General features: G+C 65.6%; 20 protein-coding genes and 2 pseudogenes. 14 read left to right on the top strand and 8 right to left on the bottom strand.

Annotated elements, in window-relative coordinates; translation table 11 throughout:
• Positions 1–198: 198 nt before the first annotated feature.
• Positions 199–1,797 (top strand): M4 family metallopeptidase, encoded by a 1,599-nt coding sequence (locus tag ACCQ00_RS02365; RefSeq protein WP_039567414.1) that lies wholly within the window; start codon positions 199–201, stop codon positions 1,795–1,797.
• Between the two features lie 96 nt (positions 1,798–1,893).
• Positions 1,894–2,379 (top strand): Mpo1 family 2-hydroxy fatty acid dioxygenase, encoded by a 486-nt coding sequence (locus ACCQ00_RS02360; RefSeq protein ID WP_039567412.1) that lies wholly within the window; start codon positions 1,894–1,896, stop codon positions 2,377–2,379.
• A gap of 39 nt (positions 2,380–2,418) precedes the next feature.
• On the opposite strand, the gene ACCQ00_RS02355 is transcribed toward ACCQ00_RS02360, so the two are convergent.
• Positions 2,419–3,321 carry an NAD-dependent epimerase/dehydratase family protein gene (locus ACCQ00_RS02355; protein ID WP_039567410.1) on the bottom strand — a complete coding sequence of 301 codons (903 nt, stop codon included), beginning with the start codon at positions 3,319–3,321 and terminating at the stop codon, positions 2,419–2,421.
• Positions 3,322–3,487: 166 nt separating this feature from the next.
• On the opposite strand from ACCQ00_RS02355, the gene ACCQ00_RS02350 reads away from it, so the two are divergent.
• Genes ACCQ00_RS02350 through ACCQ00_RS02325 form a run of 6 tightly spaced genes read left to right on the top strand, consistent with a single transcriptional unit; the run spans position 3,488 to position 9,425 of the window.
• Complete coding sequence (locus tag ACCQ00_RS02350) at positions 3,488–6,316, top strand: monovalent cation/H+ antiporter subunit A (protein WP_039567407.1); 2,829 nt, start codon at positions 3,488–3,490, stop codon at positions 6,314–6,316.
• Entirely contained in the window at positions 6,316–6,690 is a 375-nt protein-coding gene (locus ACCQ00_RS02345; protein ID WP_039567405.1) for a Na+/H+ antiporter subunit C, read from the top strand. Before ACCQ00_RS02350 ends, ACCQ00_RS02345 begins: the two co-directional genes overlap by 1 nt.
• Positions 6,687–8,225, top strand: coding sequence for a monovalent cation/H+ antiporter subunit D (locus ACCQ00_RS02340; RefSeq protein ID WP_039567401.1), 1,539 nt, complete (start codon positions 6,687–6,689; stop codon positions 8,223–8,225). Before ACCQ00_RS02345 ends, ACCQ00_RS02340 begins: the two co-directional genes overlap by 4 nt.
• On the top strand, positions 8,222–8,728 hold the full coding sequence (locus tag ACCQ00_RS02335) for a Na+/H+ antiporter subunit E (protein ID WP_039567399.1): 507 nt from the start codon (positions 8,222–8,224) through the stop codon (positions 8,726–8,728). Before ACCQ00_RS02340 ends, ACCQ00_RS02335 begins: the two co-directional genes overlap by 4 nt.
• Positions 8,725–9,009, top strand: a complete 285-nt coding sequence (locus tag ACCQ00_RS02330) for a K+/H+ antiporter subunit F (protein WP_003486364.1) — start codon at positions 8,725–8,727, stop codon at positions 9,007–9,009. Before ACCQ00_RS02335 ends, ACCQ00_RS02330 begins: the two co-directional genes overlap by 4 nt.
• Positions 9,006–9,425 carry a Na+/H+ antiporter subunit G gene (locus tag ACCQ00_RS02325; RefSeq protein WP_039567396.1) on the top strand — a complete coding sequence of 140 codons (420 nt, stop codon included), beginning with the start codon at positions 9,006–9,008 and terminating at the stop codon, positions 9,423–9,425. The genes ACCQ00_RS02330 and ACCQ00_RS02325 overlap by 4 nt, the downstream gene beginning before the upstream one ends.
• Positions 9,426–9,856: 431 nt before the next feature.
• On the opposite strand, the gene ACCQ00_RS02320 is transcribed toward ACCQ00_RS02325, so the two are convergent.
• Positions 9,857–10,480, bottom strand: a complete 624-nt coding sequence (locus ACCQ00_RS02320) for a hypothetical protein (protein WP_039567395.1) — start codon at positions 10,478–10,480, stop codon at positions 9,857–9,859.
• A 165-nt stretch (positions 10,481–10,645) separates the two neighbouring features.
• Between ACCQ00_RS02320 and ACCQ00_RS02315 the strand changes: the two genes are divergently transcribed.
• A complete protein-coding gene (locus ACCQ00_RS02315; RefSeq protein ID WP_039567392.1) occupies positions 10,646–11,197 on the top strand; it encodes a hypothetical protein in 552 nt (183 codons plus the stop codon).
• Position 11,198: 1 nt separating this feature from the next.
• Positions 11,199–11,391 (top strand): annotated as a pseudogene (locus ACCQ00_RS02310) (hypothetical protein).
• A 139-nt stretch (positions 11,392–11,530) separates the two neighbouring features.
• On the opposite strand, the gene hmgA reads toward ACCQ00_RS02310, so the two are convergent.
• From hmgA to hppD, 3 genes and pseudogenes are all read right to left on the bottom strand, one after another.
• Positions 11,531–12,844, bottom strand: a complete 1,314-nt coding sequence (gene hmgA / locus ACCQ00_RS02305; RefSeq protein WP_039567389.1) for a homogentisate 1,2-dioxygenase — start codon at positions 12,842–12,844, stop codon at positions 11,531–11,533.
• Positions 12,845–12,915: 71 nt separating this feature from the next.
• A pseudogene (locus ACCQ00_RS02300) lies at positions 12,916–13,302 on the bottom strand (endonuclease domain-containing protein); the annotation flags it as partial.
• A gap of 380 nt (positions 13,303–13,682) precedes the next feature.
• Positions 13,683–14,798 (bottom strand): 4-hydroxyphenylpyruvate dioxygenase, encoded by a 1,116-nt coding sequence (hppD, locus tag ACCQ00_RS02295; protein ID WP_372354053.1) that lies wholly within the window; start codon positions 14,796–14,798, stop codon positions 13,683–13,685.
• 123 nt (positions 14,799–14,921) lie between these two features.
• Here hppD and ACCQ00_RS02290 point away from each other — a divergent pair, with 123 nt between their 5' ends.
• Entirely contained in the window at positions 14,922–15,410 is a 489-nt protein-coding gene (locus ACCQ00_RS02290) for a MarR family winged helix-turn-helix transcriptional regulator (RefSeq protein WP_017158904.1), read from the top strand.
• 378 nt (positions 15,411–15,788) lie between these two features.
• Here the strand turns inward: ACCQ00_RS02290 and ACCQ00_RS02285 are convergent, their stop codons facing one another.
• The 3 genes from ACCQ00_RS02285 to ACCQ00_RS02275 all read right to left on the bottom strand — a co-directional run bounded on the left by ACCQ00_RS02285 (position 15,789) and on the right by ACCQ00_RS02275 (position 20,188).
• Complete coding sequence (locus ACCQ00_RS02285; protein WP_017157955.1) at positions 15,789–16,379, bottom strand: thioredoxin family protein; 591 nt, start codon at positions 16,377–16,379, stop codon at positions 15,789–15,791.
• 11 nt (positions 16,380–16,390) lie between these two features.
• Positions 16,391–17,911, bottom strand: coding sequence for a peptide MFS transporter (locus ACCQ00_RS02280; protein WP_039567379.1), 1,521 nt, complete (start codon positions 17,909–17,911; stop codon positions 16,391–16,393).
• A 1,380-nt stretch (positions 17,912–19,291) separates the two neighbouring features.
• Complete coding sequence (locus ACCQ00_RS02275) at positions 19,292–20,188, bottom strand: tryptophan 2,3-dioxygenase (RefSeq protein ID WP_017161785.1); 897 nt, start codon at positions 20,186–20,188, stop codon at positions 19,292–19,294.
• Positions 20,189–20,678: 490 nt separating this feature from the next.
• Between ACCQ00_RS02275 and ACCQ00_RS02270 the strand changes: the two genes are divergently transcribed.
• The 3 genes from ACCQ00_RS02270 (at position 20,679) to ACCQ00_RS02260 (ending at position 26,588) form a co-directional block, all read left to right on the top strand.
• Positions 20,679–24,260, top strand: coding sequence for a lamin tail domain-containing protein (locus tag ACCQ00_RS02270; protein ID WP_039567376.1), 3,582 nt, complete (start codon positions 20,679–20,681; stop codon positions 24,258–24,260).
• A gap of 176 nt (positions 24,261–24,436) precedes the next feature.
• Positions 24,437–25,525: a pyruvate dehydrogenase (acetyl-transferring) E1 component subunit alpha gene (gene pdhA, locus ACCQ00_RS02265; RefSeq protein ID WP_017156547.1), complete on the top strand. Its 1,089-nt coding sequence runs from the start codon at positions 24,437–24,439 to the stop codon at positions 25,523–25,525.
• On the top strand, positions 25,518–26,588 hold the full coding sequence (locus ACCQ00_RS02260) for an alpha-ketoacid dehydrogenase subunit beta (RefSeq protein ID WP_017156546.1): 1,071 nt from the start codon (positions 25,518–25,520) through the stop codon (positions 26,586–26,588). Before pdhA ends, ACCQ00_RS02260 begins: the two co-directional genes overlap by 8 nt.

Genomic DNA, 26,588 nt, shown 5'->3' with positions numbered 1-26,588 from the left:
CCCTGCATCCGCTGCACCTCTGCGATGTACGCCACAGCGGAAAGTGGCCGGGCGCACAGAACGCAATACATCCGTAATTTTTACTACTGTCCAGTTCGTGACTGTGCAAGCGTAGCTGCCGGCACCCAAGGTGCCATCGGCGACCGGCCGTCGGGGGCTGCCGGTCTTTGCATTGCACGTTTTCTGGAGAGAGTCGTCATGCAATTCCATGTCCTGGGCGCGGCAATCTGCTGCGCGCTCACGTTTTCTGCTGCCGCAACCGCTGCGGATCTGTCGGCCAATGCCGCCGTTTCGCGCGCGCAATCGTTATTGGGGAACAACGCGTCGGCATTGGCCAATCGCGCGCCGGCCGACGCCTTCATCGCACGCGACAGCATCGTCGATGCCGACGGCACCGAGCATGTGCGCTTCGATCGTACCTATCAGGGACTGCCCGTGATCGGTGGCGACGTGGTCGTGCACTCGCGCCGTGGGGTGATGCGTGAATTGAGCCAGACCATGGACACCACGGTGCGTCCGAGCCTGGTGCCGGGTATCGATGCGGCAACCGCATTGCGTGTGGCCGGATCGCACTTCGATGTGGCGCAGGATGCTGCGCCACGTGCAAGTTTGGCGCTGTATGCACGCCAAGGCGCGCCGCGCCTGGTGTACGAGGTGATCTACAGCGGTGTCAAACCCGACCAGACGCCGACCGAGATGCATTACATCGTCGATGCGGTGAACCAGCGCATCCTCGAATCATGGGACACGGTGCATACCGCGTGTAGCGGCGGCACCAGCGCCGCTGGTACAGGACGTTCGTTGTATGCAGGCAGCGTGACGGTGAACACGACGCGCTGCAGCAGTACCAGCTATGAAATGACCGATATCAGTCGCGGCAGCGGTGCGACCTACAACATGCGCAACAGCACCTCCGGCAATGGCACGCTGGTCACCGATGCCGACAATGCCTGGGGCAGCGGCACCACCGGCGATACGGTCACCGCAGCGGTCGATGCGCATTACGGCGTGGCGTTGACCTGGGACTATTACCGCACCACGCATTCGCGCACAGGCATCGCAAACGACGGCGCCGGTGCACGGAGCCGGGTGCATTACGGTAGCCGCTACAACAACGCCTTCTGGCAGGACAGCTGTTTCTGCATGACCTTCGGCGATGGCGACGGCAGCACGTTCACGCCGTTGGTGTCGGTGGATGTGGCCGGCCATGAGATGACCCATGGCGTGACCAGCCGGACCGCCGCGCTGACCTACTCGGGCGAATCGGGCGGGCTGAATGAAGCCACGTCCGACATCATGGGCACCATGGTGGAGTACTCCGCTGCCAACAGTGCCGAGCCGGGCAATTATCTGATTGGCGAGAAGATCATCCCCAACAACAGCACCGGCACACTGGCGTTGCGTTATATGTTCAAGCCTAGCCTGGATGGCAAATCGCCCGATTGCTACAGCAGCAGCCTGGGCTCGCTCAATGTGCACTACAGCTCGGGCGTGGCCAATCACTTCTACTATCTGCTGGCCGAAGGGGCGGTGGTGCCGAGCGGATTCGGTTCCGGCACCAGCTACAACCTAACCCCGACCAGTCTGGTCTGCAGCGGCTCCACGGCGCTCACCGCGATCGGCCGTGCCGCGGCCAGCCGTATCTGGTATCGCGCACTGACGGTCTACATGACCTCGTCCACCAACTACGCGGCGGCCCGTCGGGCCACGCTGAGCGCGGCCACCGATCTGTACGGCAGCACGTCCACGCAATACCGCGCGGTAGCAGCGGCGTGGAGCGCAGTCTCGGTGAACTGACGGTGCACCCTCGTCGCGCCGCCAAGGCGTGACGGGGGATACATCTGCCATGGCGCCATCCGCGCGCGTATGCTTGGGTCATTCCTGGGAGGGAACATGAGCCAAAGCACCACGACCGCGCGACCGATCGAGCGCTATTTCGCCAGCTATTCAGACGATCATCAAAACGCGACCAATCAGCAGATCCACGTGCTGGCCGTGCCTGCGATCCTGTGGTCGGTGGTGGCGCTGTTGTGGTGCATCCCGGTCGGCGGTAGCTGGTTCAGCAGCGGCGTGTGGGCCGCGCTGTCGATGTTTGCGGCGTGGTCGTACTACAACCGGCTGTCGCGCCCGCTGGGGTTGGGCATGCTGGGGATCTTTTTCTTCTTCGGCTGTCTGTGCCGGTTGATCGAAGGCCGCATCGGGCTTGCCGGTCTGTTGGCCACCGCGCTGACGGTGTTCGTGCTGGCCTGGATTGCCCAATTCGTCGGCCACAAGATCGAAGGCCGCAAACCGAGCTTCCTGACCGATCTCACCTATCTGCTGATCGGGCCGATCTGGGTGCTGGCCAAGGCGTATCGCCAGCTGGGGTGGCGCTATTAAGCGCCGCCCGCCAAGCGACGCCCGCAGACCGGCTAGGCCTTACTCGCCGATCCCAAGCTCCTCGGGCAGTGGGCGAAATGCGCGCGGCGCATAGCCGAAATCGCGACGCGCCGGTTCCAGATCGAATACCAGGTCCTCGCGCATGCGCTGTAGTGCGGCGGCATTCAAGCCCCGCAGGCGGCCCACGCGTTGCGCTGCGATGAGTGCAAGACCGAACAGGCTGGGCGGCACCTGATACAGACGTGCAGGCCGTGGCAGCGCTTCCAGTACGCGCTCCACCATCTGCGTGTACGCCAGCACTTCACCGCCGCCCACGGCATAACTGCGCTGCTGGGTGGCCGGCTGGCCAACCACCGCCAGAGCGGCGCTGGCCAGATCTTCCACATGCACCGGCTGGCGCAGGCCAGTGGCGTTGGCCGGCAGTACGAACGCGCCGGTGCGCTGCGCCAAACCGGCGATCTGGGTCAACGTCTTGTCGCGTCCCGCGCCGTAGACCAGGGTCGGGCGCAGCACCGTGGCACTGGCGCTGCGCGCGCGCGTAGTGGAAAACAGCGCCTGTTCGGCAGTGGCCAGACGCTGGGCCACGTCGCGCTCGGCCGCGTCGATGGAGTGTTCCTTGACCTCAACGCTGGTGGAACCGAACGCCACGATGCGCGGCGCCACCACCGGGTTTTCGGCATACCAGCGGGCGAAATGGTCCAACGGGCCACAGCTGAAGATGACATCGAAGGCCTCGCCAGGGGTTGCCGGTACGGCCAGATCGGCCTGGCGCCAGATCAGACCGGCGCGTGCTGCGCGCGGCTGCCGCGACCACGCTGTCACCTGCCATCCGCGGCTCAGCAGGCGGGTCAGCAAGCGCTCGCCGATTTGCCCGCTGCCACCGAAGACCAGGGCGCGCGGCGCAGATGCAGCGGTGGACGGAGCGGGATTGGCGGCAGTCACGTGGCAATTATCGAGGCATGAATGCCTCCAGCATAGCGAGTGCGGCATGGCGATGTGCGGCCCAGTGAAGCCGATCGCGGGTCATGCGCGCCGGCGGCGTTGACGCGGACGTCAGTCAACGGTTTGTTAAGCTCTCGGGCCTGCTCGCGAATCTTGTGTTCCCTGCATGCCTTTCTCGTTGGAAATTCTGCTGGCGCTGCCCTTTGTCATGGCCGCTGCCGCTGCGCTGCTCTGGCGCGCATCCCGTTCGATCACTGCGTGGTTGGCTGCGGCCGCGCCGTTGGCCGGGCTGCTGGTGCTGGCATTGTCGACGCCAGCGGTGCTGCGCGGCGAAGTGATTGCCAGCCAACACGCGTGGCTGCCGCAGATTGGCCTGATGTTCTCGCTGCGGCTCGATGGCCTGGCCTGGATGTTCGCCCTGCTGGTGCTGGGCATCGGCGCGCTGGTGGTGCTTTACGCGCATTACTACTTGAGCGCACGCGATAGCGCGTCGCGTTTTTTTGCCTATCTCTTGCTGTTCATGGGCGCGATGCTCGGCATGGTGCTGTCGGGCAATCTGCTGTTGCTGATGGTGTTCTGGGAACTCACCAGTATCAGCTCGTTCCTGTTGATCGGCTTCTGGTCGCACCGCAAGGACGCGCGCGAAGGCGCACGCATGGCCTTCGTACTGACCGCCGGCGGCGGCTTGGCGCTATTGGGCGGCGTGTTGATGATCGGCCGCATCGTCGGCAGCTTTCAGCTCGATGCCGTCCTGGCCGCCGGCGATGTGATCCGCGCCAGCCCGCTGTATCCGTACGCGCTGGGCCTGGTGTTGCTGGGCATCTTCACCAAGAGCGCGCAGTTCCCGTTCCACTTCTGGTTGCCGCACGCAATGGCGGCGCCTACGCCGGTGTCGGCGTATCTGCATTCGGCCACGATGGTGAAGGCCGGCGTGTTTTTGCTGGCGCGCTTGCATCCGGCGCTGGCCGGTACCGATCTGTTTTTCTACACGGTGACCGGCATCGGCGCGATCACGGTGTTGTTGGGCGCCTGGCATGCCATCTTTCAGCATGATCTCAAGGGCGTACTGGCGTACTCGACCATTTCGCATCTGGGCCTGATCACGATGCTGTTCGGCCTGTCCACGCCGATGGCGGTGGTGGCCGGCGTGTTTCACCTCATCAACCATGCGGTCTTCAAAGCGTCGTTGTTCATGGCCGCCGGCATCATCGACCATGAGACCGGCACGCGCGACATGCGCAAGCTGGGCAATCTGCGTCGGTTGATGCCGGTGACCAGCGCCCTGGCCATTACCGCCTCGCTGGCCATGGCCGGCATTCCGCTGCTCAACGGCTTCTTGTCGAAGGAAATGTTCTTCGCCGTTGCGCTGGATACCGAAGCGCCGCAACTGATGCGCATCCTGGCCAGCACCGCTGCGCTGCTGGCCGGCTTGCTGGGCGTGGCGTACAGCCTGCGCTTCGTGCACGACACGTTCTTCGGCGAAGGCCCGCGCGCGCTGGACACCACGCCGCACGAGCCGCCGCGCTGGATGCGGATTCCGGTCGACGTGCTGGTACTGACCTGCGTGGCGGTGGGCATCGTGCCGGCGTGGACAGTGGCGCCCGTACTGCGCGCCGGTGCCACCGCGATCTTGGGCGACCGGCTGCCCGACTACAGCCTGGCGCTGTGGCATGGCGTCAATTTGCCGCTGGCGATGAGCGTTGCCGGCATCGTCGGCGGTGCGTTGTTGTACATCGCGTTGCGCCGCACGCTGGATCTTTACGCGATCCAGAACCGTTCGCCGGGCAAGGCGCTGTTCCAATGGAACCTGCGCGCCTTGTTCGCTGCCACCGCACGCATGACCGACGCAGTCACCAACGGCAACCTGCAGCGCATGTTGATGCTGCTGGTGCTGAGCGCCGTCGTGGTGGCGCTGATGCCGTTCCTGCAAGGCGGTACATTGCCGCAATGGCCCGCCCCCATGCCGATGCCGGCGCTGGGCTGGATGGTGTGGCTGTTGATGATCGCGTGCGCCCTGGGCAGCCTGTTCCTGTACCAGCAGCGTCTGCTGGCGGTGCTGGTGCTCGGCGGCACCGGGCTGGCGGTCAGCCTGACGTTCGTGTTCCTGTCGGCGCCGGATCTGGCACTGACGCAGTTGCTGGTGGAAATGGTCACGCTGGTGCTGATGCTGCTGGCGATGAACTATCTGCCCGAGCGCTCGTTGCCCGAACGTGCGCGGCTGCGCAAGATGCGGGATGCCGCACTTGCCATTGCCGGCGGTGCGGGTCTGGCGGCGTTGGCGTATACCCTGATGACCCAACCCAGCCATTCGGTCGCCGGCGAACTGCTGCAGCGCGCTTTGCCCGAAGCGTATGGGCGCAATGTGGTCAATGTGATCCTGGTGGATTTCCGCGGCTTCGATACCTTTGGCGAGATCACCGTCTTCGCCATCGCCGGGCTGGTGGTGCACGCCCTGCTGCGCCGCGCGCGCATGGCACCGGAGCGCACCATGCCGGGGCCGCCGATCAAGTTGCCGGTGCCGGCCGATCTGGCGCAGATCATGTTCCCGCTGACACTGACGGTGTCGCTGTTTTTGTTCCTGCGCGGGCACAACGCGCCGGGCGGTGGCTTCATTGCCGGGCTGGTGCTGGCGGTGCCATTGCTGATGCAGTACGTGATTCAGGGGACGGCCTCGGTCGAGTCGCGCTTTGGTTTCGACTACATCCGCCTGATCGGCATCGGCTTGTTGTGCGCGCTGGTCAGCGGTGCAGGCTCGCTGGTGTTCGGGCTGCCGTTCCTGAGCAGCGGGCACCTGGAAATTCCGCTGCCGCTATTGGGCGAACTGGAACTGGCCAGTGCGCTGGGCTTCGATACCGGCGTGTACCTGGTGGTGTTCGGTGCGGCGATGTTGATGCTGTCGATGATGGGCACGATCAAACCCTCGCGTACGCGTAGTTCGCAGCGCGGCGAGATCGACCCCACCCAACGTTCGACACGCACCGCGGAGCAGCATTGATGGAATTGGCAGTGGCAAGCGCAATCGGCGTCCTCACCGCATTGGCGATCTATCTGCTGCTGCGTGCGCGCAGCTTCGATGTGATCCTGGGCATGACCTTCCTGTCGTATGCGACCAACCTGCTGATCTTCGCCGGTGGGCGCTTGCGCAGCGGCCAGGCGCCGGTGTTGCGCGACGGCGTGCCGGCCGAGCTGATGCATCACACCGACCCGCTCCCGCAGGCCTTGATGCTGACCGCCATCGTGATCGCGTTTGCGATGACCGCGGTGAGCCTGGTGCTGGCGATCCGCAGCCGTAGCGACAATGGCAGCGACCATGTGGATGCGCACGAAGATGCCGCCACCGGCACGGATACGCGGCAGGCCCGGCGATGAACCATCTGCTGATCCTGCCCATCCTGATCCCGATGCTGGGCGCGTCGGCATCGTTATTCGTCGAACACCGCCGCTATGGGCCGCGCGTGCAGCGCAGCGTGGCGTGGGTCAGCATCGCCCTATTGGCCGCGGCGGTCATCGCCCTGTTCGCACGCGCTGCCGACGGCCAGATCCTGGTCTATCTGCTCGGCGACTGGCCGGCGCGCATCGGCATCGTGCTGATGGGCGATCGCTTGTCGGCGTGGATGCTGCTGACGACCTTGATCCTGGGCTCGGCGTGCCTGCTGCATGCCTGCGCAGGCTGGGACCGGCGCGCACCGCATTTCCATGCGTTGTTCCAGTTTCAGTTGATGGGCTTGAACGGTGCGTTCCTGACCGGCGACATCTTCAACATGTTCGTGTTCTTCGAGGTGATGCTCATCGCCTCCTATGGCCTGCTGCTCAGCGGCGGGCGCGGATTGCAGATGCGGGTAGGCCTGCATTACGTGGTGTTCAACGTGTGCGCATCGACGTTGTTCCTGATTGCGCTGGGCCTGCTGTTCGGGGTGTTCGGCACGCTTAACATGGCCGAGCTGTCGCAGCGCATTGCCGATCTGCCGGCGCAGGATGTGCCGCTGGCCAAGGCCACGCTCGGCCTGTTGCTGCTGGTGTTCTGCAGCAAGGCCGCGTTGTTGCCGCTGTATCTGTGGCTGCCGGAAACCTATTCGCGAGCGCCGGCGGCGGTGGCCGCATTGTTCGCCGTCATGACCAAGGTGGGGCTGTACGCAGTGCTGCGGGTATCGTCGTTGTGGTTCGGCGCCGGCGCGCTGCAAGGCTTCGGTCGCCATGCGCTGTTGTGGCTGGGCATCGCGACGCTGCTGATGGCCGCGTTCGGGGTGATGGCCGCATCGCGGCTGCGGGTGATGGTGTCGTACCTGGTGGTATTTTCGGCAGCGACCTTGTTCATCGCGTTTTCGCTGGACGATGCCGGCGCGCTGGGCGCGGGGCTGTATTACCTGCCGCACAGCAGCTTTGTGGCCGCTGCGTTGTTCATGATTTCCGACCTGATCCGCCGCCGCCGCGGCAGTGCCAGCGACCGCAAGGAAGTGGTGGCGCCGCTGCCCGGGCGAGCCATTCCGGGCACGATGTTCATGATTGCCGCGGTCGCGGTGGCCGGGTTGCCGCCGCTGTCCGGATTTCTGGCCAAGGCCGCATTGCTGCAACACGTGCCTGAGGGGCTGGTGGGACCGGTGTGGACTGCGGTGCTGGGCAGTAGCCTGCTGATCGTGATCGGCCTCACCCGCGCCGGCGTGCGGTTGTTCTGGCGGGTGCCGGCCGCGGCGGAAACTGCGCCGGAACTGCAGCCGCCGCGACGTGGCCGCATGCGTCCGGTGGAGACCGCCGCCACGGTGCTGTTGCTCGGCGGGTTGGTTGCGATGACCGGCGCCGCAGGCCCCCTGATGCATTACACCGATGCGGCCGCCGCGCAGTTGCGCGACCCCGGCGCGTATGTGGACCAGGTACGCGCCACCACGCCGCAACGGAGGCAGCCATGAACACACCTCTGCCACTGCGTCGCCGCCTGTTCCCCTCGCCGCCCTTGAGCGTGACGGTCTTCGTGTTCTGGCTGCTGCTCAGCGATAGCTTCGGCCCGCAGCAATGGGTTTTGGGCGTGCTGCTGGGCGTGGTGGTACCGATCTTCGCAGCGCGGCTGGACCGCGAGTTCGCACAGATCGGCTCGCTGCGCTCGGTGCCGCGCATGCTGCTGGTCGCCGCGGGCGACATCGTGCGCTCCAACATCAAGGTCGCAGCCCAGGTGCTCGGGCCGGAAGCGCGCATCCATCCCGGTTTCATCTGGGTGCCGCTGGATATCGCCAACATTCACGGCATCGCCGCGTTGACCAGCATGATCACGCTGACGCCGGGGACCGTCTCGGCCGCGCTGTCGGACGACCGCAAATATCTGCTGGTGCATGTGCTGCATCTGGACGATCCGGAGGCCTTGATCGCCGAGATCAAGACCCGCTACGAAAAGCCCCTGATGGAGATCTTTCCATGACCGGCCACATGTTCATCGAATCGACCATCGTGATCTGCATGCATGCGGTGGGCCTGGCCATCCTGATGGCCTTGTGGCGGCTGCTGCGCGGGCCGACCGTGCCAGACCGCATCCTGGCGCTGGATACGCTCTCGGTTACCGCCATCGCCGAATTGATGCTGCTGGGCATGTACCTGGATTCGCCGATCTATTTCGAGGCGGCATTGGTCATTGCAATGCTCGGCTTCGGCAGCACCGTGGTGCTGAGCAAGTACGTGTTGCGGCGGAGCATCGTCGAATGATCGCCCTGACCGAATACTTGCTCAGCGCCTTGTTGCTGGCGGGCACGTTCTTCATCCTGATCGGCGCCTTCGGCCTGGTGAAGCTGTCGGATTTTTTCAAGCGCCTGCATGCACCGACCAAGGCCAGCACACTGGGCGTGGGCTGCGTGCTGCTGGCCTCGGTGGGCTACCACCTGTTTCTGGGTGTGGACCCGCAACCGCGCGAATTGCTGATCACCGTGTTTCTGTTCATCACCGCACCGATCAGCGCGCACTTGATGGCCAAGGCAGCGCTGTCGTTGATGATGGAAAACCGCCCGGAAGTGCCCAACCACGGCGATGCGCAGCAGGAAGGGTTGCCGCAGGTCAAAGGCGACGTTGGCGAGAACGAAGAAAGCGAGAAGCAGCATCCGGGACCTGCGTCTGAGGGTGACTGAGGCGTTGTTGCTCGGCGTGGATCGTTTTCCGGGAAGGTCCCGTTGCTGCTCAAGACCTTCTCAACGGCACGACCGACTGGCGCGGCAATCAGCACATGGGGCATCGATTCACGCGCGCTCGCTGCGTGCGTTCGCCAACCGCACATGGGCATGCACCTGCAGTGTTGCGCAGCTCAACAATCACGGGCAGCGCTGTGCCGCCGTTGCACAGAGCACTGCTGCGACCGCCCGCCATCGCTCACCGGTCGCGACGCTTGGGCCGATCAGGGTGATGCCGATGTTGGTCGACGTTGCCGCAGCGTGACGCACGCGCCATTGCGCGGCTGATCTAGATGGCGGCGAGCAGTCGTATCGCAGCAGCAATTGCACGCCCTCCCCTAGCGCAGGATACAAATGCCTGCGCAAGACGCCACCACCATCGCACGTTGCGTTCAGCCGCAGCCTTCGACGTAATCCACCTGCGGTGGCTTGCCCACGCGCCAGCTGGTGACGTTGCCGTCTGCATCGGTCTCAAACACCAGCGCGGTCTGCGTGTCAGCGTCGGGCAGGCGCAGCGTCAGCGCGCCTGGAATGTACTTATGCGGCTGCTCGGTCAGGCCGTTGGGGTACAACGCGCGCAGCTGCGCCAACGTCATGCCCACCTTGCCGCCGCCCGGCGCCGTCTCTTTCGGTTCACTGGTCTGCACGCGCACCAATTGCCCGCCTTCGAACATGAAACCGAAGCGACGCGCATCGCTGGCCCACCGTGGGCGCAGCAGGTAACAGCCATCATCGGTTGCCGCTTCGCCCTGCAAATCGCCACCCCAGGCAGCCCGCGCCTGGCTGGCATCCATCCCGAAGCGCAAGTCGCCGTAACCGTCCATGCGCGCAAGCGCAGCGGGGTCCGGCTGGGTGTGCGATGGAAATGTGCCTGTTGGCGCCGTGGCCGGTGGCACAGTGACCGCCGGTTGGTCGTCAGCGGCCGCAACCGGTGCGTGGTCGGCGCTGGCGGACGCGGCCGGTGCAGGCGATTGATCGGCGCGGTTGCAGCCGGCCAGGACGAGCAATGCGCTCATCAGTGCCAATGATCTGGATGTCATGCGTGCGTTCCCTGGAGGTGCGCTCCAGCGTACACAGCCGTCATCGCGAGCATGTGGAGAGCGTGGCGACACACCGTTGCCGCCATGTCATCGGCGCTTCATTGGCGGGCGTCACGCTATTGGCTCCGCAGGACCGTCGCCATGATCCCACGCAAGACCGAGCTCGCCCTAACCACGCTGCAATCGCACCGCAGCCCGTTGACGCTGCTGCAAAGGCGCGCGTTGATCCTGGCCGACGGCCAGCGCGACCTGGCGACGCTCGCCATGCTGCTGGACAGCGACGGTACCGGCTTGCTGCAAAGCCTGTGCGCGATGGGGTATCTGGATCTTGGTAGCGCTGCAGGCGGTGTTGCGGGTCAAACGCGCACGGCAGCCACTGCCGCGCTGCCCGACGCGGACCACGCACCTGCGGCCCTATCCGACGCTGGGCCCAGCGAAGAAGAACTGCAGCGCCTGCGTCGCCGTGCAGCGACCAATGCTCGCCTGTACCTGCTGGATATCCTGCAGTTGCAACGCAATGCCCTCGCCGTTGCGCTGCATCGGCAACTGCACGCCGCGCGCGACGACGATCAGATCCGCACGACCATCGCCGAGGCGTTGCACGCGCTGCCGCAGATCACGTCGGCAAGTTATGCCGAACGCGTCCGCGCACGGATCGGCGAGCTGCTGCCGGAGACATTGCAAGCCGCATGACCTGGCAGTCCTGTCCAGCGCGCGCCAACTGGCGCTTGCCGAGTCGCGCAACACGCCGCGAGGGCTCGCGCTGATCGCCGCATCACCGCAATCACCGCAACGACAGCAGCCTGCGCACCGGCAACTCCAATGGCAATCACAGCGCCGACGCGCAGACAGCGCAGCTGCAGCACCGTAGCTGCGGCCTGGCATGAGCGCAGCTGATAAGCCTGCTGCTCGGCCAGGCGGAGGTGGCTGGTACTCGGTCAGGCCGCTAGCCGCCGTCCACTCCAGGCACTTCGTGCCTGGGCAACGTCCGCACCACCTGCCACTGCTTGCGAGGTATTGAGCGCGCTAGGTTGCGTCTTCCGGCGTCGGCGGTTGAAACGCGGCGCGCAGTCCGGACCAGCACTGCTGGTAATCGGCTTGCCGATGCGCGGCGTCAAGCGCCTGCTGCGTTGGGCGCAACACCGCACGCGTCTCGAACATGAAGGCCATGGTGTCGGCAATCACGTCGGGGCGCGACAGATCCGCCTGCGAGGCCTTATCGAAGGTGGCCGCATCCGGGCCGTGCCCGCTCATGCAGTTGTGCAGCGACGCACCGCCGGGCGCGAAACCCTCGGCCTTGGCATCGTAGACGCCGTGCACCAGGCCCATGAACTCGCTGGCCACGTTGCGATGGAACCAGGGCGGGCGGAAGGTGTGCTGCGCCACCAGCCAGCGCGGCGGGAAGATCGCAAAATCCATATTGGCGGTGCCGTGCGTGTCGCTGGGCGAGGTCAGCACGGTGAAGATGCTGGGATCGGGATGGTCGAAGCTGATCGAGCCGATGGTGTTGAAGCGGCGCAGATCGTAGCGATACGGCGCGTAATTGCCGTGCCAGGCCACCACATCCAGCGGCGAGTGATCGATATCCGCCCGCCACAGATGGCCCTGGAACTTGGCTACCAGCTCGAACGCGCCGTCGCACTGCTCGAACGCCGCACACGGGGTCTGGAAATCGCGCGGATTGGCAAGGCCATTGGCTCCAATCGGCCCCAGATCCGGTAGCCGCAGCAGGCCGCCGAAGTTTTCGCAGACATAGCCACGCGCTTGGCTATCGAGCAGTTCCACCCGGAAACGCACACCGCGCGGTATCACGCCGATCTGTTGCGGCTCCAGTTCGAGCACGCCCAGTTCGGTGCAGACCCGCAACCGGCCGAGCTGCGGCACCAGCAGCAGCTCGCCGTCGGCGTTGTAGAAGTATCGCCCGTGCATGGACGCGTTGGCCGCGTACAGATGCACGGCCACGCCGGTCATCGCCTCAGGGCTGCCGTTGCCGGCCATGGTGTACAGGCCATCGACGAAATCGGTGGGCGTGGCCGGCAACGGCAGTGGACTCCAGCGCATCTGGTCCGGCGGCACCGGGCCGCTGCCGAAGTCGTTGTGGAGCTGGGACTGTTCGATCAGCGAGAAACGGCCATGCACGGCCGCTGGACGAATGCGATACAGCCAGCTGCGCCGGTTCTCGCCGCGTGGCGCGGTGAAGGCGGTGCCGGACAACTGCTCGGCGTACAAGCCATGCGCCACGCGCTGCGGTGAGTTCTGCCCGACCGGCAGGCTGCCGGCCACCGCTTCGGTTGCGAACTCGTTGCCGAAGCCGGTCATGTAGGAAGTCTGGTCATGCATGGGCGTGGGCTCTTCGGTTGTGGCACCACCGTTGCAGGGAGGTGCGTTATTAGAGAAGCGCAATGCTCAAGCCCCTCTCCACCGGGAGAGGGGTTGGGGTGGGGGTACGGCGGCGCGACTATCGTGGAGATCGCCTCAACCACAGCATCCAGCGAAAGCAACACATCGTTGTTCCAGAAGCGCAGCACCGCCCAGCCATTCGATTGCAGCCATTGCGTTCTTGCTTGATCGCCGACTGCATGATGCTGCGATCCGTCCAGCTCGACAATCAACGTGGCTTCAATGCAACAAAAATCTGCGATGTACGGCGGAATCGGATGCTGCCTTCGGAACTTGAAGCCTTGGAGCTGAATCCCACGCAGACCGCGCCATAGTGCACGCTCTGCGTCGGTCATATCGCGACGCAATGCGCGTGCGTGGGCGAGTGCAATCGTGGGTAACGGCGGTTTGATTTTCATCGCTCCACCGTACCCTCACCCCAACCCCTCTCCCGTCGGGAGAGGGGCTTCGAGCACGTGCGGCTTTACTGCGTTGATCAGTCAGATTGCCCTGGGATATGGCCGGAAAGGTCACGGCTTGCGTCACCGCGCCGGAACATGACTGGCCCTCGATGCACTTCACGCTTCGCACCGCCTAACCGGCCCTCATGCACCCACGATTCGCATCACCTCGGCTGATGCGACTGGCGGCCAGACTGCGGCCCCCGAGGTCAATCGCGACTCACCACCCTGGCCCTCAAACCGCATCACGCTTTGGCATCAACGATGCAACCTGGCGTTAACAACCAAGCCGCAGCGCCTGACACCAATCCCGAATAGCGAATCCCCAATCCCCGCCCTCAAAGCACCCCACGCTTCATCTGGTCGCGCTCGATGCTCTCGAACAGCGCCTGGAAATTGCCTTCGCCGAAGCCTTCATTGCCCTTGCGCTGGATGATCTCGAAGAAGATCGGGCCGATGCAATTGGTGGTGAAGATCTGCAGCAGCTTGCGCTGCTTGGTGTCGGGGTCGGCATCGATCAGGATCTTGTTGCGGCGCAGGCGTTCGACGTCTTCGCCATGTGCGGGGATGCGCAGGTCCACCACATCGAAATACGTATCCGGCGTATCCAGGAAACTCACGCCGGCGGCGCGCATCTTTTCCACGCTGGTGTAGATGTCGTCGGTGAAGCAGGCGATGTGCTGGATGCCTTCGCCCTGATACGCGTCCAGATACTCGTTGATCTGGCTCTTGGGGTCGGACGATTCGTTGAGCGGGATGCGCACGATGCCGTCCGGCGCGGTCATCGCCTTGGACACCAGCCCCGTCTTGGCGCCCTTGATGTCGAAATAGCGGATCTCGCGGAAGTTGAACAGGCGCTCGTAATAGTCCGACCAGCGCTGCATGTTGCCGAAATACAGGTTGTGGGTCAGGTGGTCGATGAAGGTCAGTCCGAAGCCGGCCGGGTGCTGGTCGGCGCCTTCGATCGGTTCGAACTCGGCGTCATAGATGCTGCCGGCCTCGCAATAACGGTCCACCAGGTACAGCATGCAATCGCCGATCCCCTTGACCACCGGCGCCGGCACCGCGCGGGTGTCGGGCTTGTTCTGCACCGCTTCCCCGCCATTGCCCAGCACGGTCTGCAGCACGGTCTCGGCCGGGGTACGGAAACGGATGGCAAAGCCGCAGGCGCAGGGGCCGTGCGCGGCGGCGAAATCGGCGGCGAACGAATCGGGATCTTCGTTGAGCAGGAAGTTGACCCCGCCCTGGCGATAGACGGTAATGGGGCGGCTGCGGTGACGCAGCACCGCGCTGAAGCCCATCTTGCGGAAATAATCGTGCAGCTGCTCCCCCTGGCCGGCCGGTGCGGCGAACTCGACGAATTCGAAGCCGTCGATGCCCATCGGATTGTCGAAGGTGGTGACCTGCATGCCCGGATCGGGGCGGGTTGCGGTGGTGTTCGGTTGTGCGCTCATCTTCGTTTTCTCCACGCTTGGGGGGCCGCAGGGCTATGCGGAGTAGCAGAAGACCCGCGAGAATGCGCAGGCCACCCTCGGTTTGTAGTTGCAAATGAAACCAAAATCAAGACACAGTGCAACATGAGCGATCTCGACAGCCCCCACCCGCCGCACTATCCCGTGCTGCTCAACCTCGAGCAGTTCCTGCCGTATCGCCTGAGCGTGCTGTCCAACCGTATCAGCAGCAACATTGCCAAGGTATACGGCGATCGTTACGGCATGGCGATTCCCGAGTGGCGGGTGATCACGATCCTGGCGCTATATCCGGGTTCGTCGGCCAGCGAGGTCTCCGATCGCACGGCGATGGACAAGGTCGCAGTGAGCCGCGCCGTGGCGCGCCTGCTGGAGCGCGGCTTCATCCGCCGCGAGACCCACGGCGATGATCGCCGCCGCTCGATGCTGGCGTTGTCGCCGGCCGGGCGACAGGTCTACGAGACCGTTGCGCCGCTGGTCAACGAGATGGAACAACGGCTGATGTCGGTGTTCAGCGCCGAAGAACAGCAGGTGCTGGAAAAGCTGATCGACCGGCTGGCCAAGGACGGTCTTCCGCGCATGGCCAGCAAGGACTGAGCAGCGCCACGCTGGGAGCGAATGCGTGGTGCCTTGGCGCTGCGCAGGATCTGCTCCAGTTGCCATGGATGCTGGTGCACCGCGCCGGCGCAGCACTGGCATCGATGCCGTGCCGCGGCGCTGTCGTGGCGGGATTTCGATCGGTAGTAAGCGCGCGATCGGCAGCGGCGCTTGGGTGGCTCGCACAGCGCGCATCGCCGCAGAGCCTCACATGCCGGTGTGCGCCACCTTCGACAGCAAGACATCATCACGGTGCGCCAGGCTGCGCGCATCGAAGCAACCGGCCGCGTTCGCGCAAGGGCAATCGCCATCGACACGATGCAAAACAAAAACCCCCGCAGCAGTGCGGGGGTTCTTGTTTGACGCGTCCGCGCAGAATCAGGCCTGCGGTGGCGCCCACTGCTTGAGGAAGTCGAACAGCTTCTTGCGGTCGAAGCCCTCGCCCTTGCGCAACTCCGGGCCGGACTGCGTGGTCAGCAGCTTGCCGTCGCTGTCCAGCACCAGCAGCGACGGGGCATCGTTGAGCTGGGCGAACGCCGACAGGAAGGCGGCGTTCTCGTTGGCTGCATCGCGATTGACCTTGACCACCACGAAGTGCGCGTCGCGGAAGCTGCGCAGCTCCGCATCGCCGCCCATCAACTCGTCCAGCGCCTTGCAGGGCTCGCAGGCGGCATTGCCGACATTGAGCACGATGCGCTTGCCGCCGCGCTTGGCCTCGACCTTGGCCGTCTCCAGATCGGCCGCCGGATCGCGCGAGGGGTCGTATTGCGCATTGAGCGCAGCGGCCGCGGCGATGTCGGCCGCGGTCGGCGTGTTGCCCGAGGACACCGGCTGGCTGGGATCGGCGCTGGGCGGCTTCTGCATCGAGGTATCCAACGGCTTTGGCGCCTCCTGCGGGCTGCTGGTCTGCCCGCAGGCGCTCAACAGACCGCTCAGCAGCAGGCCACAGACAAGGGGTTTGATCGGCATCGCTGTTCTCCTCACTTCACACCATGCATCAATTTATTGATCAGCGGCGCGATCAGGAACAGCAACGCGCCGGCGCCCACCAGCGCCCAGAACCCGAACGTATACCCACCCAGCGCCGAGGACACGCTCATGCCTTCGTTTCCGCTGACATGGCCGGCGAAAATGCCCGACAGGTTGTTGCCGATGCCGGTGGACAAGAACCAGCCACCCATGCCGAAACCGACCAGGCGTACCGGGGCCAGCTTGGTCACCATCGACAGACCGATCGGCGACAGGCACAGCTCGCCGACCGACTGGATGACGTAGACCATGAACAAGGTCCAGAACGGGATCTTGCCGGCGTCGTTGACCAGGCTGGACAGCGCAAACATCAGCAGCAGGAAGGCCAGGCCGTTGAACAGCAGGCCCAGGCCGAACTTGCGTGGAATCGACGGATTGAAGCGGCCGGACTTGACCCAGATCCATGCAATGACCGGTGCCAGCGCAATGATGGCGATGGAGTTCACCGACTGGAACCACGCGGTGGGGAAGGTCCAGCTGCCGAAATTGCGGTTGACGATGTTGTCGGCCAGGAACGTGAACGAGCTGCCGGCCTGTTCGAAGAACATCCAGAACAGCACGTTGAAGGCGAAGATGATCAGCATCGCGATCACCTTGTCGCGCTGTACCTTGCCTTCGCGGATGCCCTCCACCAGCAGCATCACCGACAGGCCGATGAACAGCACGGTCAGCACGATCTGCAACACATCCGCGCCGACCGCGAGCAGGAAGTACACGCCCGGAATCGCCAGCAGGCAGCCCACCAGCACCATCAGCACGCGGCCCATGCCCTGCGCGTTCGGCGCCGGCGCGCCGATGCCCTTGAGCTGGACGCGGCCGAACCAGAACCACACCAGGCTGATCAGCATGCCCACCCCGGAGGCCATGAACACCATCTTGTAGGACGGCATGGCTTGGGTGCCGAACACCTTTTCGGCCAGCAACTGGGTCAACACCGGCGAGATCATCGCGCCCAGGTTGATGCCCATGTAGAAGATGGTGAAGCCGCTGTCGCGGCGCGGATCGGCCACCGAATACAGCTTGCCGACCATGGTGGAAATGTTCGGTTTGAACAAGCCGTTGCCAACCACCACGGTGGCCAGGCCGATCTCGAACATGGTGTGGTCGGGAATGGCGATCAGGAACAGACCGGTCGCCATGACGGCCGCCCCGACCAGGATCGAGCGCTGGTAACCGAGCACGCGGTCGGCCACGTAGCCGCCGAAGATCGCCGCCGCATACACCAGCGCCAGGTAGGCGCCATAGGTCCGCCCCGCCGGCGCCTGGCCGGTGGCATCGCCATTGAAGAACTGCGCCACGATGTACAACACCAGCGCCCAGCGAATGCCGTAGAACGCGAAGCGCTCCCAGAATTCGGTCATGAACAGCAGCCACAACGGCCGGGGGTGGCCGAGCAACGTGGGGAACTCGGGGGGCGCCGGCGGCTGCGGCGGGTTGGAGGCGGATGTCGGCGCGGTCGCGTCAACGCTCATAGAGGTCCCTTGCGTATTCAGTGATGGCTGGGTGCACCGAGGCGAGCCCGGGCGACGCGCGAGGATCACTTAGACGTCATGTACGCGTCAAATTCGCCGGAGTCAGCGGCCTGATGACCGTGGGTGGCGTAAGCGGGATTTGGCGGGTGCGATGGGTCTGCCGTCAGCGGGGCGGAGACCTTTTCCAGGCCCCAGGATGGTACGGGGCGTCTGCGTCGGCAGTGCCCACCGCCCTTACCTCCTGCGTCGCCGCACCTTCCCCCTTGTCCCACCGGGAGAAGGTGGCGGCCATGCCCGCATTCCCTTCTCCCACCGGGAGAAGGTGCCCGGAGGGCGGATGAGGGTGCGGTACCACTGGCCACTGGGTAGCGCAGATTGTGGGACCAGCCTCGGCGCTGGCTGATCCAAGAGGATGAAACCCGTACCCTCTCCCCAACCCCTCTCCCAAAAGGAGAGGGGCTTTGAGAATATGCCCGCCTTCCCTTTTCCCGCCGGGAGAAGGTGCCCGAAGGGCGGATGAGGGTGCGGTGTCACTGGGTAGCGCAGATCGCGGGACCAGCCTCGGCGCTGGCTGATCCAAGAGGATGAAGCCCGTACCCTCACCCTAACCCCTCTCCCGAAAGGAGAGGGGCTTTGAGAGCATGGCGGCCGTGCCCGCATTCCCTTTTCCCGCCGGGAGAAGGTGCCCAAAGGGCGGATGAGGGTGCGGTATCAGTGGCTGGTGCCGATCGCGGGACCAGCCCCGGCGCTGGCTGATCCAAGAGGACGAAACCCGTACCCTCACCCCAACCCCTCTCCCGAAAGGAGAAGGGCTTTGAGAACCTGGCGGCCATGCTCGCCATCCCTTCTCCCACCGGGAGAAGGTGCCCGGAGGGCGGATGAGGGTGCGGTACCACTGGGTAGCGCAGATTGCGGGACCAGCCTCGGCGCTGGCTGATCCAAGAGGATGGAACCCGCACCCTCACCCCAACCCCTCTCCCGAAAGGAGAGGGGCTTTGAGAACCTGGCGACCATGCCCGCATTCCCTTCTCCCACCGGGAGAAGGTGCCCGAAGGGCGGATGAGGGTGCGGTATCAGTGGCTGGTGCCGATTGCGGGACCAGCCTCGGCGCTGGCTGATCCGAGAGGATGAAGCCCGTACTCTCACCCCAACCCCTGCTCCGCGCCCCGGCACGCGCTGGCGGCGCGGGCGCGCCAATCCACGCGCGCCCGCGCCGCCAGCAATGCCTGATCGCCCCGCCGGGAGAGGGGCTCCAGCGCGCTCCACCCTACCGCTGCGCAGCGTTCGCCTCGCCGAGCCGCGTGCCCTGCTCAGCTGCTCGCGCTGCTCGGTTCGACCCCTCATCAGACGTGTTCGCTCCCGCTCGGCTGGGCGCCCTGCTCAATCGTTCCGAGCGTCCGCACCGCCTTGCGTTGGGCGGCTATCCACGCCCACCGAGGTGCGCACGTCGAACAGTTCCGGGAAAAACGTCAGTGCCAGCGCCTGCTGCAAGAATCCCACGCCGCTGGAGCCGCCGGTGCCGCGCTTGAAGCCGATCACCCGCATCACCGTGCGCATGTGGCGGAAGCGCCATAGCTGGAACTGGGTTTCCACATCCACCAGGTCCTCGCACAGCGCGTACTCGCGCCAGTAGCGGTCGGTGTTTTCGTAGATGCGCTCGAAGACCGGCCGCAGGCTGTCGTCGGCCACATGTGCGGCGGTCCAGTCGCGGGCCTGGTAGTGCTGCGGAATCGCGTGACCGAAGCGCGCCAGATAGCGCAGAAACTCCTCGTACAGGCTGGGTGCTTCCAGCGCCTCGCGCAGCCGCGCCTGACCGTGCGGGTCGTAGGCGAACACCTGCAGCATCTGCGGATTCTTGTTGCCAAGCAGGAACTCGATGTAGCGGTATTGCAGCGACTGGAAGCCCGAGGAGGGGCCCAGCACATCGCGAAACCCCATGTATTCGCTCGGGGTGAGCGTTTCCAGCACCGACCACTGCTCGGTCAATTGCCGCAGTACCTGTTTGCTGCGCGCCAGCACCTTGCGGCATTGCCAGACTTCGTCGCGCTGCAGATGCACGATGGCCGCGCGCAACTCGTGCGCCAGCAGCTTCAGCCACAGCTCGGAGGTCTGGTGCTGGATGATGAAGAGCATTTCATCGTGATGCGCCGGCTCGGACAGCGGCTGCTGCGCAGACAGCAATTGGTCCAGCCGCAGATAGCCGCCGTAGGTCAGCCGCCCCTCCAGGTCGGTGTGGATGCCAGGTTCCAGGTCACGCAGGTTCTTGTCGACGGGCATGGCATCGCGCTGAAGATCGGGCCACGCAGGGTAGCGCAGCGGCGGGGATTCGGGATTCGGGATTCGGGATTCGGGATTCGGGATTCGGGATTCGGGATTCGGGATTGGCGGATGGCGGATGGCGGATGGCGGATTGCAGATTGCAGATGACGAAGCGTATTCGCCCACGGCCATCGGCGGCCTTGGCTGGCTGCATGCAGCCCTGGCGGGATTCGTTTGAGGGGATCTGGGCCAGCGAGATACCTGCGCAGGTGCCTCGTAGAAAATCCGTATGCACGATTGGCACGCGCAGGCCTCAGCGTCGAGCCCGCTTCGTTCACCTCTGAACCACTCAGCAGGCGCGCGGTGGGGTCTCAGCCACTGCGCCGCTGTCACCGTATCGTCAACCTAGGTCTGCAAATTCATGCAGAATCGAACGGCGCTGCCGGCCAGGGACGTGGCCGGACCAGGGGAGCGTTTCACGTCTCAAGGATCAGGGGACTCTCATCTCATGCATGTGTTGCAGCGTCGTGCAGCCGTATTCTTGTGTGCGCTGGCCGTGGCCGGTCACGCCGATGCCCAGGTCGTCATCAGCCAGGTCTACGGCGGTGGCGGCAATAGCGGCGCCACTCTCCGCAGCGATTTCATCGAGCTGCACAACATCGGCAGTGCCCCGGTCAGCCTGGATGGCTGGTCGGTGCAGTACGCCTCCGCCGCCGGCAGCAGCTGGCAGGTCACCCCGCTGGCGGGCACTGTCGCGGCCGGCGGCTATTACCTGATCAAGCAGGCCGACGGCAGCGGCGGCAGCGTGGCGCTGCCCACGCCCGACGCCACCGGCACGCTGGCCATGAGCGGCACCGCCGGCAAGGTGGCGCTGAGCACCACGGCGGGCGCGCTGAGCGGTACCTGCCCTACCGGCAATGCCGACCTGGTCGGCTATGGCAGCACGGCCAGCTGCGCCGAAGGCAACGCACCCACACCGGCCCCCAGCAACACGCTGGCGGTCCTGCGCGGCAACGACGGTTGCACCGACACCGACAACAACGCAGCCGATTTCGCCACCGGCGCGCCGGCCCCGCGCAATGCCGCCAGCCCCGCGCGTCTGTGCAGCGGCGGCGGCCAGCCGGTCGCCACGCTGGCCGATGTCAGCCAGGCCGAAGGCAATAGCGGCACCCGCAGCTTGGTGTTCACGCTAAGCCTGAGCCAGCCGGCCGGTGCGGCTGGGGTGAGCTTCACCGCCGCCACCGTCGATGGCACCGCCACCGCCGGCAGCGACTACGTCGCCCTGCCCGCCACCAGCCTGCGCATCGCCGCCGGCGAACGCAGCGCCACCATTGCCGTCGATGTGCTGGGCGACGCCGCGCCGGAGCCGGATGAGAGCTTCCGCTTGCAGATCAGCGGCCTCACCGGCGCGCTGCCGGCAACGCTGAGTGCCACCGGCATCATCGTCAACGACGACTTCAGCCTGCTGCCGATCCACGCCATCCAGGGCAAGGGTGCGCGTTCGCCACTGGAGGGCCAGGTGGTGGCCACCTCGGGCATCGTGACGGCACGCCGCAGCGCCGGGTTCTTCCTGCAGGCGCCCGATAGCGAAGCCGACGCCGACCCGGCCACCTCCGAAGGCGTGTACGTCTATACCGGCAGCGCACCGCCGGACGCGGCCGCCATCGGCAACCGCGTGCGCGTGCAAGGCACCGTGATCGAATACGTACCCACCGCCGACCCGACTCAGCCACCGCTGACCGAGATCGGCGGCAGCGTCACCGTGCTGGCCGATTCCACCGGCAACCCGTTGCCGATGCCGGTGGCGTTGAGCGCGAACTTCCCCAACCCCAACGGTGCTTTTGATCAGCTCGAAGCGCTGGAAGGCATGCGCGTGGCCGCCGCCAGCCTCACCGTCAATACCCCCACCGGCGGCAGCGTCAACGAGACCAATGCCACGGCGAGCAGCAATGGCGTGTTCCATGCGGTGATCACCGGCGTGCCGCGTGCCTTCCGCGAACCGGGCGTGCAATTGCCCGACCCGCTGCCGGCCGGCTCGCCTGCCGGGGTGCCGCGCTGGAATACCAACCCGGAAGTGATCGCGGTCGGCAGTGCCGGCGTCGGCGCCGAGCGCCTGGATCTGGCCTCCGGCTGCCAGGTGTTCGATGTGGTCGGCCCGCTGGACTACAGCTTCCGCCGCTACACGCTGTACCCCGAACGTACCCCGCAGGTGGTCTGCAACGGTGCAGACCAACCACGCCCCGCACCGCTGCCGCAGGCCGACGACGTGGCCGTGGCGACCTACAACATGGAGCGCTTCTTCGACGACCAGAACGACCCGGCCATCGGCGAACCGGTACTCACGCCGGCCGCGTTCCAGGCCCGCCTCAACAAGGCCTCGCTGGCGATCCGCAACTACCTGCATACGCCCGACGTGCTGGGCACGGTGGAAATGGAAAACCTCAGCGTGCTGCAGACCCTGGCTGCGCGCGTCAATGCCGACGCGGTGGCCGCCGGCCAGCAGGATCCCAAGTACGTGGCGTATCTGCAGGAAGGCAATGACGTTGGCGGTATCGATGTCGGCTTCCTGGTCAAGACCGCCGAGGTTGCCGGTGGCATGCCGCGGGTGGAAGTGCTTTCCATCGCCCAGGAAGGCAAGACCACCACCTGGACCGAGCCGGCCGGTGGCGTCAGCCTGCTCAACGACCGCCCGCCGCTGGTGCTCACTGCCAACGTGCACCAGGCGGACGGCCGCGTGCTGCCGCTGACCGCCATCGTGGTGCATCAGCGCTCGCTCAACGGCGCCGAAACCGACGATGCGGCCGGCATGCGCATCCGCGCCAAGCGCCAGGCGCAGGCCGAGTACCTGGCGCGCCTGCTGCAGACGCGTCAGCAATTGAACCCTGACGAAAAAGTGCTGGTCATGGGCGACTTCAACGCCTTCGAATTCAACGACGGCTATGTGGATGCCATGGGTACCGTCACCGGCAAACCGGCGCCGGATGCGCAGACCGTGGTGAGCGGCGATGGCGCCGATCTGGTCGACCCGGACTACACCGACCTGACCTGGTTCAACACGCCCGACCAGAGCTATTCGTACGCCTTCGACGGCAACGTGCAATCGCTGGACCACATCCTGGCCAGCGATGCGCTGATGCGCACGCCGCAGATCGCCTCGTTGTTGGTAGGCCATGCGCGCATCAATGCCGACTTCCCCGGCACCGCGCGCAACGATGCCAATACGCCCACGCGCCTGTCCGACCACGATCCCACCGTGGTGTTGTTACGCATGAGCAAGCAGGTCAACGCGGACCTGGGCGTGGCGGTGAGTGCTGCGCGTCCCGAGGTCACCGAAGGCGAGCGCATCGAGTACACGGTGGACGTGGACAATCGCGGGCCGGAGAGCGCCGCGTTTGCCGCGGTGGCGTTGGCATTCGATGCCACGGTCAGCCCGCGCGTCAGCGCTGCACCCGGTTGGGCGTGCCAACCACCGCAGACCGCTGCGCAGACCGTGGTTACCTGCACCATCGCGTCGCTGGCGCCTGGCAATGTGCAGCGTTTTGCGGTGCAGGTGGAGGCCGGCGCCGCGCTGGCCGGTCGCGCGTTGCTGCTGGCAGCGTCGGTGGCTTCGCAGACCCCCGATCCGCGAGCAGACAACAACACCGACACAGCCAGCGTGGCCGTGCTGGCGCAACCGCGCAGTGACCTGGCAGTACGGCTCGATGGCCCGGCCAGCCTGCCGACCACCGCCTTCAACGCCAGCTATCGGGTGCTGCTGGACAACATCGGCGCCGCCCCGGCACAGCGTCCCGGCGTGGTGATCGAAGGCAATACCGTGTCTGCACTGTCGCTGCTGGTTCCGCCGCGCGGCTGGCGCTGCGACAAGCAGCTGCAGTCGCTGCGCAGTGCCCGCTTCGTCTGCAGCACTGCGGCGGCGATGCAGCCGGGCACGCAGGCGGTGTTCCAGCTGACCGTTGCATCCCGGCCCATCCCGGCCGAAGGCGCGGTCCGCGTGCAGGCCAGTGCCACGTCCGCATCGCCGGACGCGAACCCGGCCGACAACACTGCGCTGATCGTCACCCCGATCGGCGGAGGTGATGGGCGCCGCTGATCGCAGTGCAACACGTCGCAGTTTTCTACTGCGACAAAGGGCGCGGCCTGGTCCGCGCCCTTTTTTTGTGCAAGCCAGCATGATGGTCTGCTGCGGTGCAGGACAGCGTTTTGCTTCGCCGTCCTTAACATGGCAACTCATATCATTTGAAACTTCTTGATGAAGGTGTCGTCGCAATGAGCGTAGCCGCGCAGTTCCAGATCGACTATCTGCAATACATGGACGCGGACGGCCAATGGGTCCGCGACGACCTTCCGGCCGACGCCGCCAATCCGCAACAGCTGCTCGCCCTGTTCAAGCGCATGTTGTTCGTGCGCACCTTCGACACCAAGTCGGTCGCCTTGCAGCGCACCGGCAAGCTGGGCACCTATGCGGCCTGCATCGGCCACGAGGCCACGCATGTGGGCATCGGCGCTTCGATGCGCAGCGGCGATGTGTTCGCACCCAGCTATCGCGAATACGGCACCATGTTCGAACGCGGTGTGCGCCCGCGCGATGTGCTGCTGTACTGGGGCGGCGACGAGCGCGGCAGCGACTATCCGCGCGATGCCGATGCGGCGATCGACTTCCCGATCTGCGTGCCCATTTCCACCCAGTGCCTGCACGCCGCCGGCTCGGCGCTGTCGTTCAAGCTGCAGGGCAAAGCGCAGGTGGCCGTGGCCTGCTGCGGCGACGGTGGCAGCTCCAAGACCGACTTCTATGCCGCGCTCAATTCGGCCGGCGCCTACAAGCTGCCGCTGATCCTGTGCGTGATCAACAACGGCTGGGCGATCTCGGTGCCGCGCTCGGCGCAGACCGGTGCGCAGACGCTTGCGCAGAAGGGCCTGGCCGGCGGCCTGCATTGCCTGCAGGTGGACGGCAACGACCTGGTGGCCGTGCTCGAAGCCATGCGTCAGGCACGCGTGCGCGCACTGGCCGGCGATGGCGGCACGGTGATCGAGTTTTTGACCTATCGCCTGTCCGACCACACCACCGCCGACGACGCGCGGCGTTATCGCGGCGAAGAAGAGGTCAAGCAGGGCTGGGCGCGCGAACCGCTGCTGCGCCTGCGCCGCTATCTCACCGCGCAGGGTCTGTGGGACGACGCCCAGGAAGACGCCTGGAAGGCCGAATGCAGCGCGCGCGTGGACGAAGAGGTCAACGCCTATCTCAACACGCCGGTGCAGCCGGTCGAAGCGATGTTCGATTACCTCTACGGCGACCCGCCGGCCGAGTTGCTGGCACAGCGCGCCGAGGTGATGGCGCTGGAGTCGCGCCATGGATGAGCTCACCCATGTGCCCGCCGACACCTCCCAGCACGCCAGTGCCCCTTACAACGCTGCGGCAACGCGCGGAGAGATCGCCATGAGTTCGCCCATTACCCTGATCGAAGCCATCACCCAGGCCTTGGCCTGGGAGCTGGAACACGACCCCGCGGTACTGGTGCTGGGCGAGGACGTCGGCGTCAACGGCGGCGTGTTTCGCGCCACCGCCGGCCTGCAGCAACGCTTCGGCAGCGACCGCGTGCTGGATACGCCGCTGGACGAAACCACCATTGCCGGCCTGAGCGTCGGGCTGGCTGCGCAAGGCATGAAGCCGGTGGCCGAAGCGCAGTTCGACGGCTTCGTGTATCCCATGGTCGACCATCTGATCTGCCACGCCGCACGCCTGCGCAACCGCACCCGTGGCCGCCTGCATTGCCCGATGGTGCTGCGCGTGCCGTGGGGCGGCGGCATCCGCGCGCCGGAACATCACAGCGAAGCCAACGAAGCCATCTTCACCAACGTGCCGGGCCTGCGCGTGGTGTTGCCGTCCTCGCCGCAGCGCGCCTACGGCCTGCTGCTGGCCGCGATCCGCGACCCGGATCCGGTGATCTACATGGAGCCCAAGCGCATCTACCGCCAGTACAAGGAAGTGGTGGCCAACGATGGGCAAGCGCTGCCGCTGGATGTGTGCTTCGTGTTGCGCGACGGTACCGATGTGACCCTGGTCACCTGGGGCGCGCAAGTGAAAGAGGCGCTGGAAGCGGCCGACAAACTCGCCGGCGAAGGCATCAGCGCCGAAGTCATCGACGTGGCCACGTTGCGCCCGCTGGACTTCGAGACCATCGCCGAATCGGTGGCCAAGACCGGCCGCTGCGTGATCGTGCAGGAGGCCCCGCGCACCGCCGGTTTCGGTGCGGAAATCGCCGCGCGCCTGGCCGAACAGTCGATGTACGACCTGGTGGCGCCGGTCGAGCGCGTGACCGGTTACGACACGCATATCCCGCTGTTCCGGCTGGAAATGAAGTTCCTGCCGAGCGTGGAGCGCATCGTCACCGCGGCACGTCGCGCGGTGGCTGCCGGCTGA

Source organism: Xanthomonas sp. NCPPB 3761 (genome assembly GCF_041475705.2).
In the GTDB taxonomy this organism is placed as follows: Bacteria; Pseudomonadota; Gammaproteobacteria; order Xanthomonadales; family Xanthomonadaceae; genus Xanthomonas; species Xanthomonas phaseoli.
Note: the sequence above shows the minus strand (reverse complement) of the source record. Positions and strands in the feature narration are given on the sequence as shown.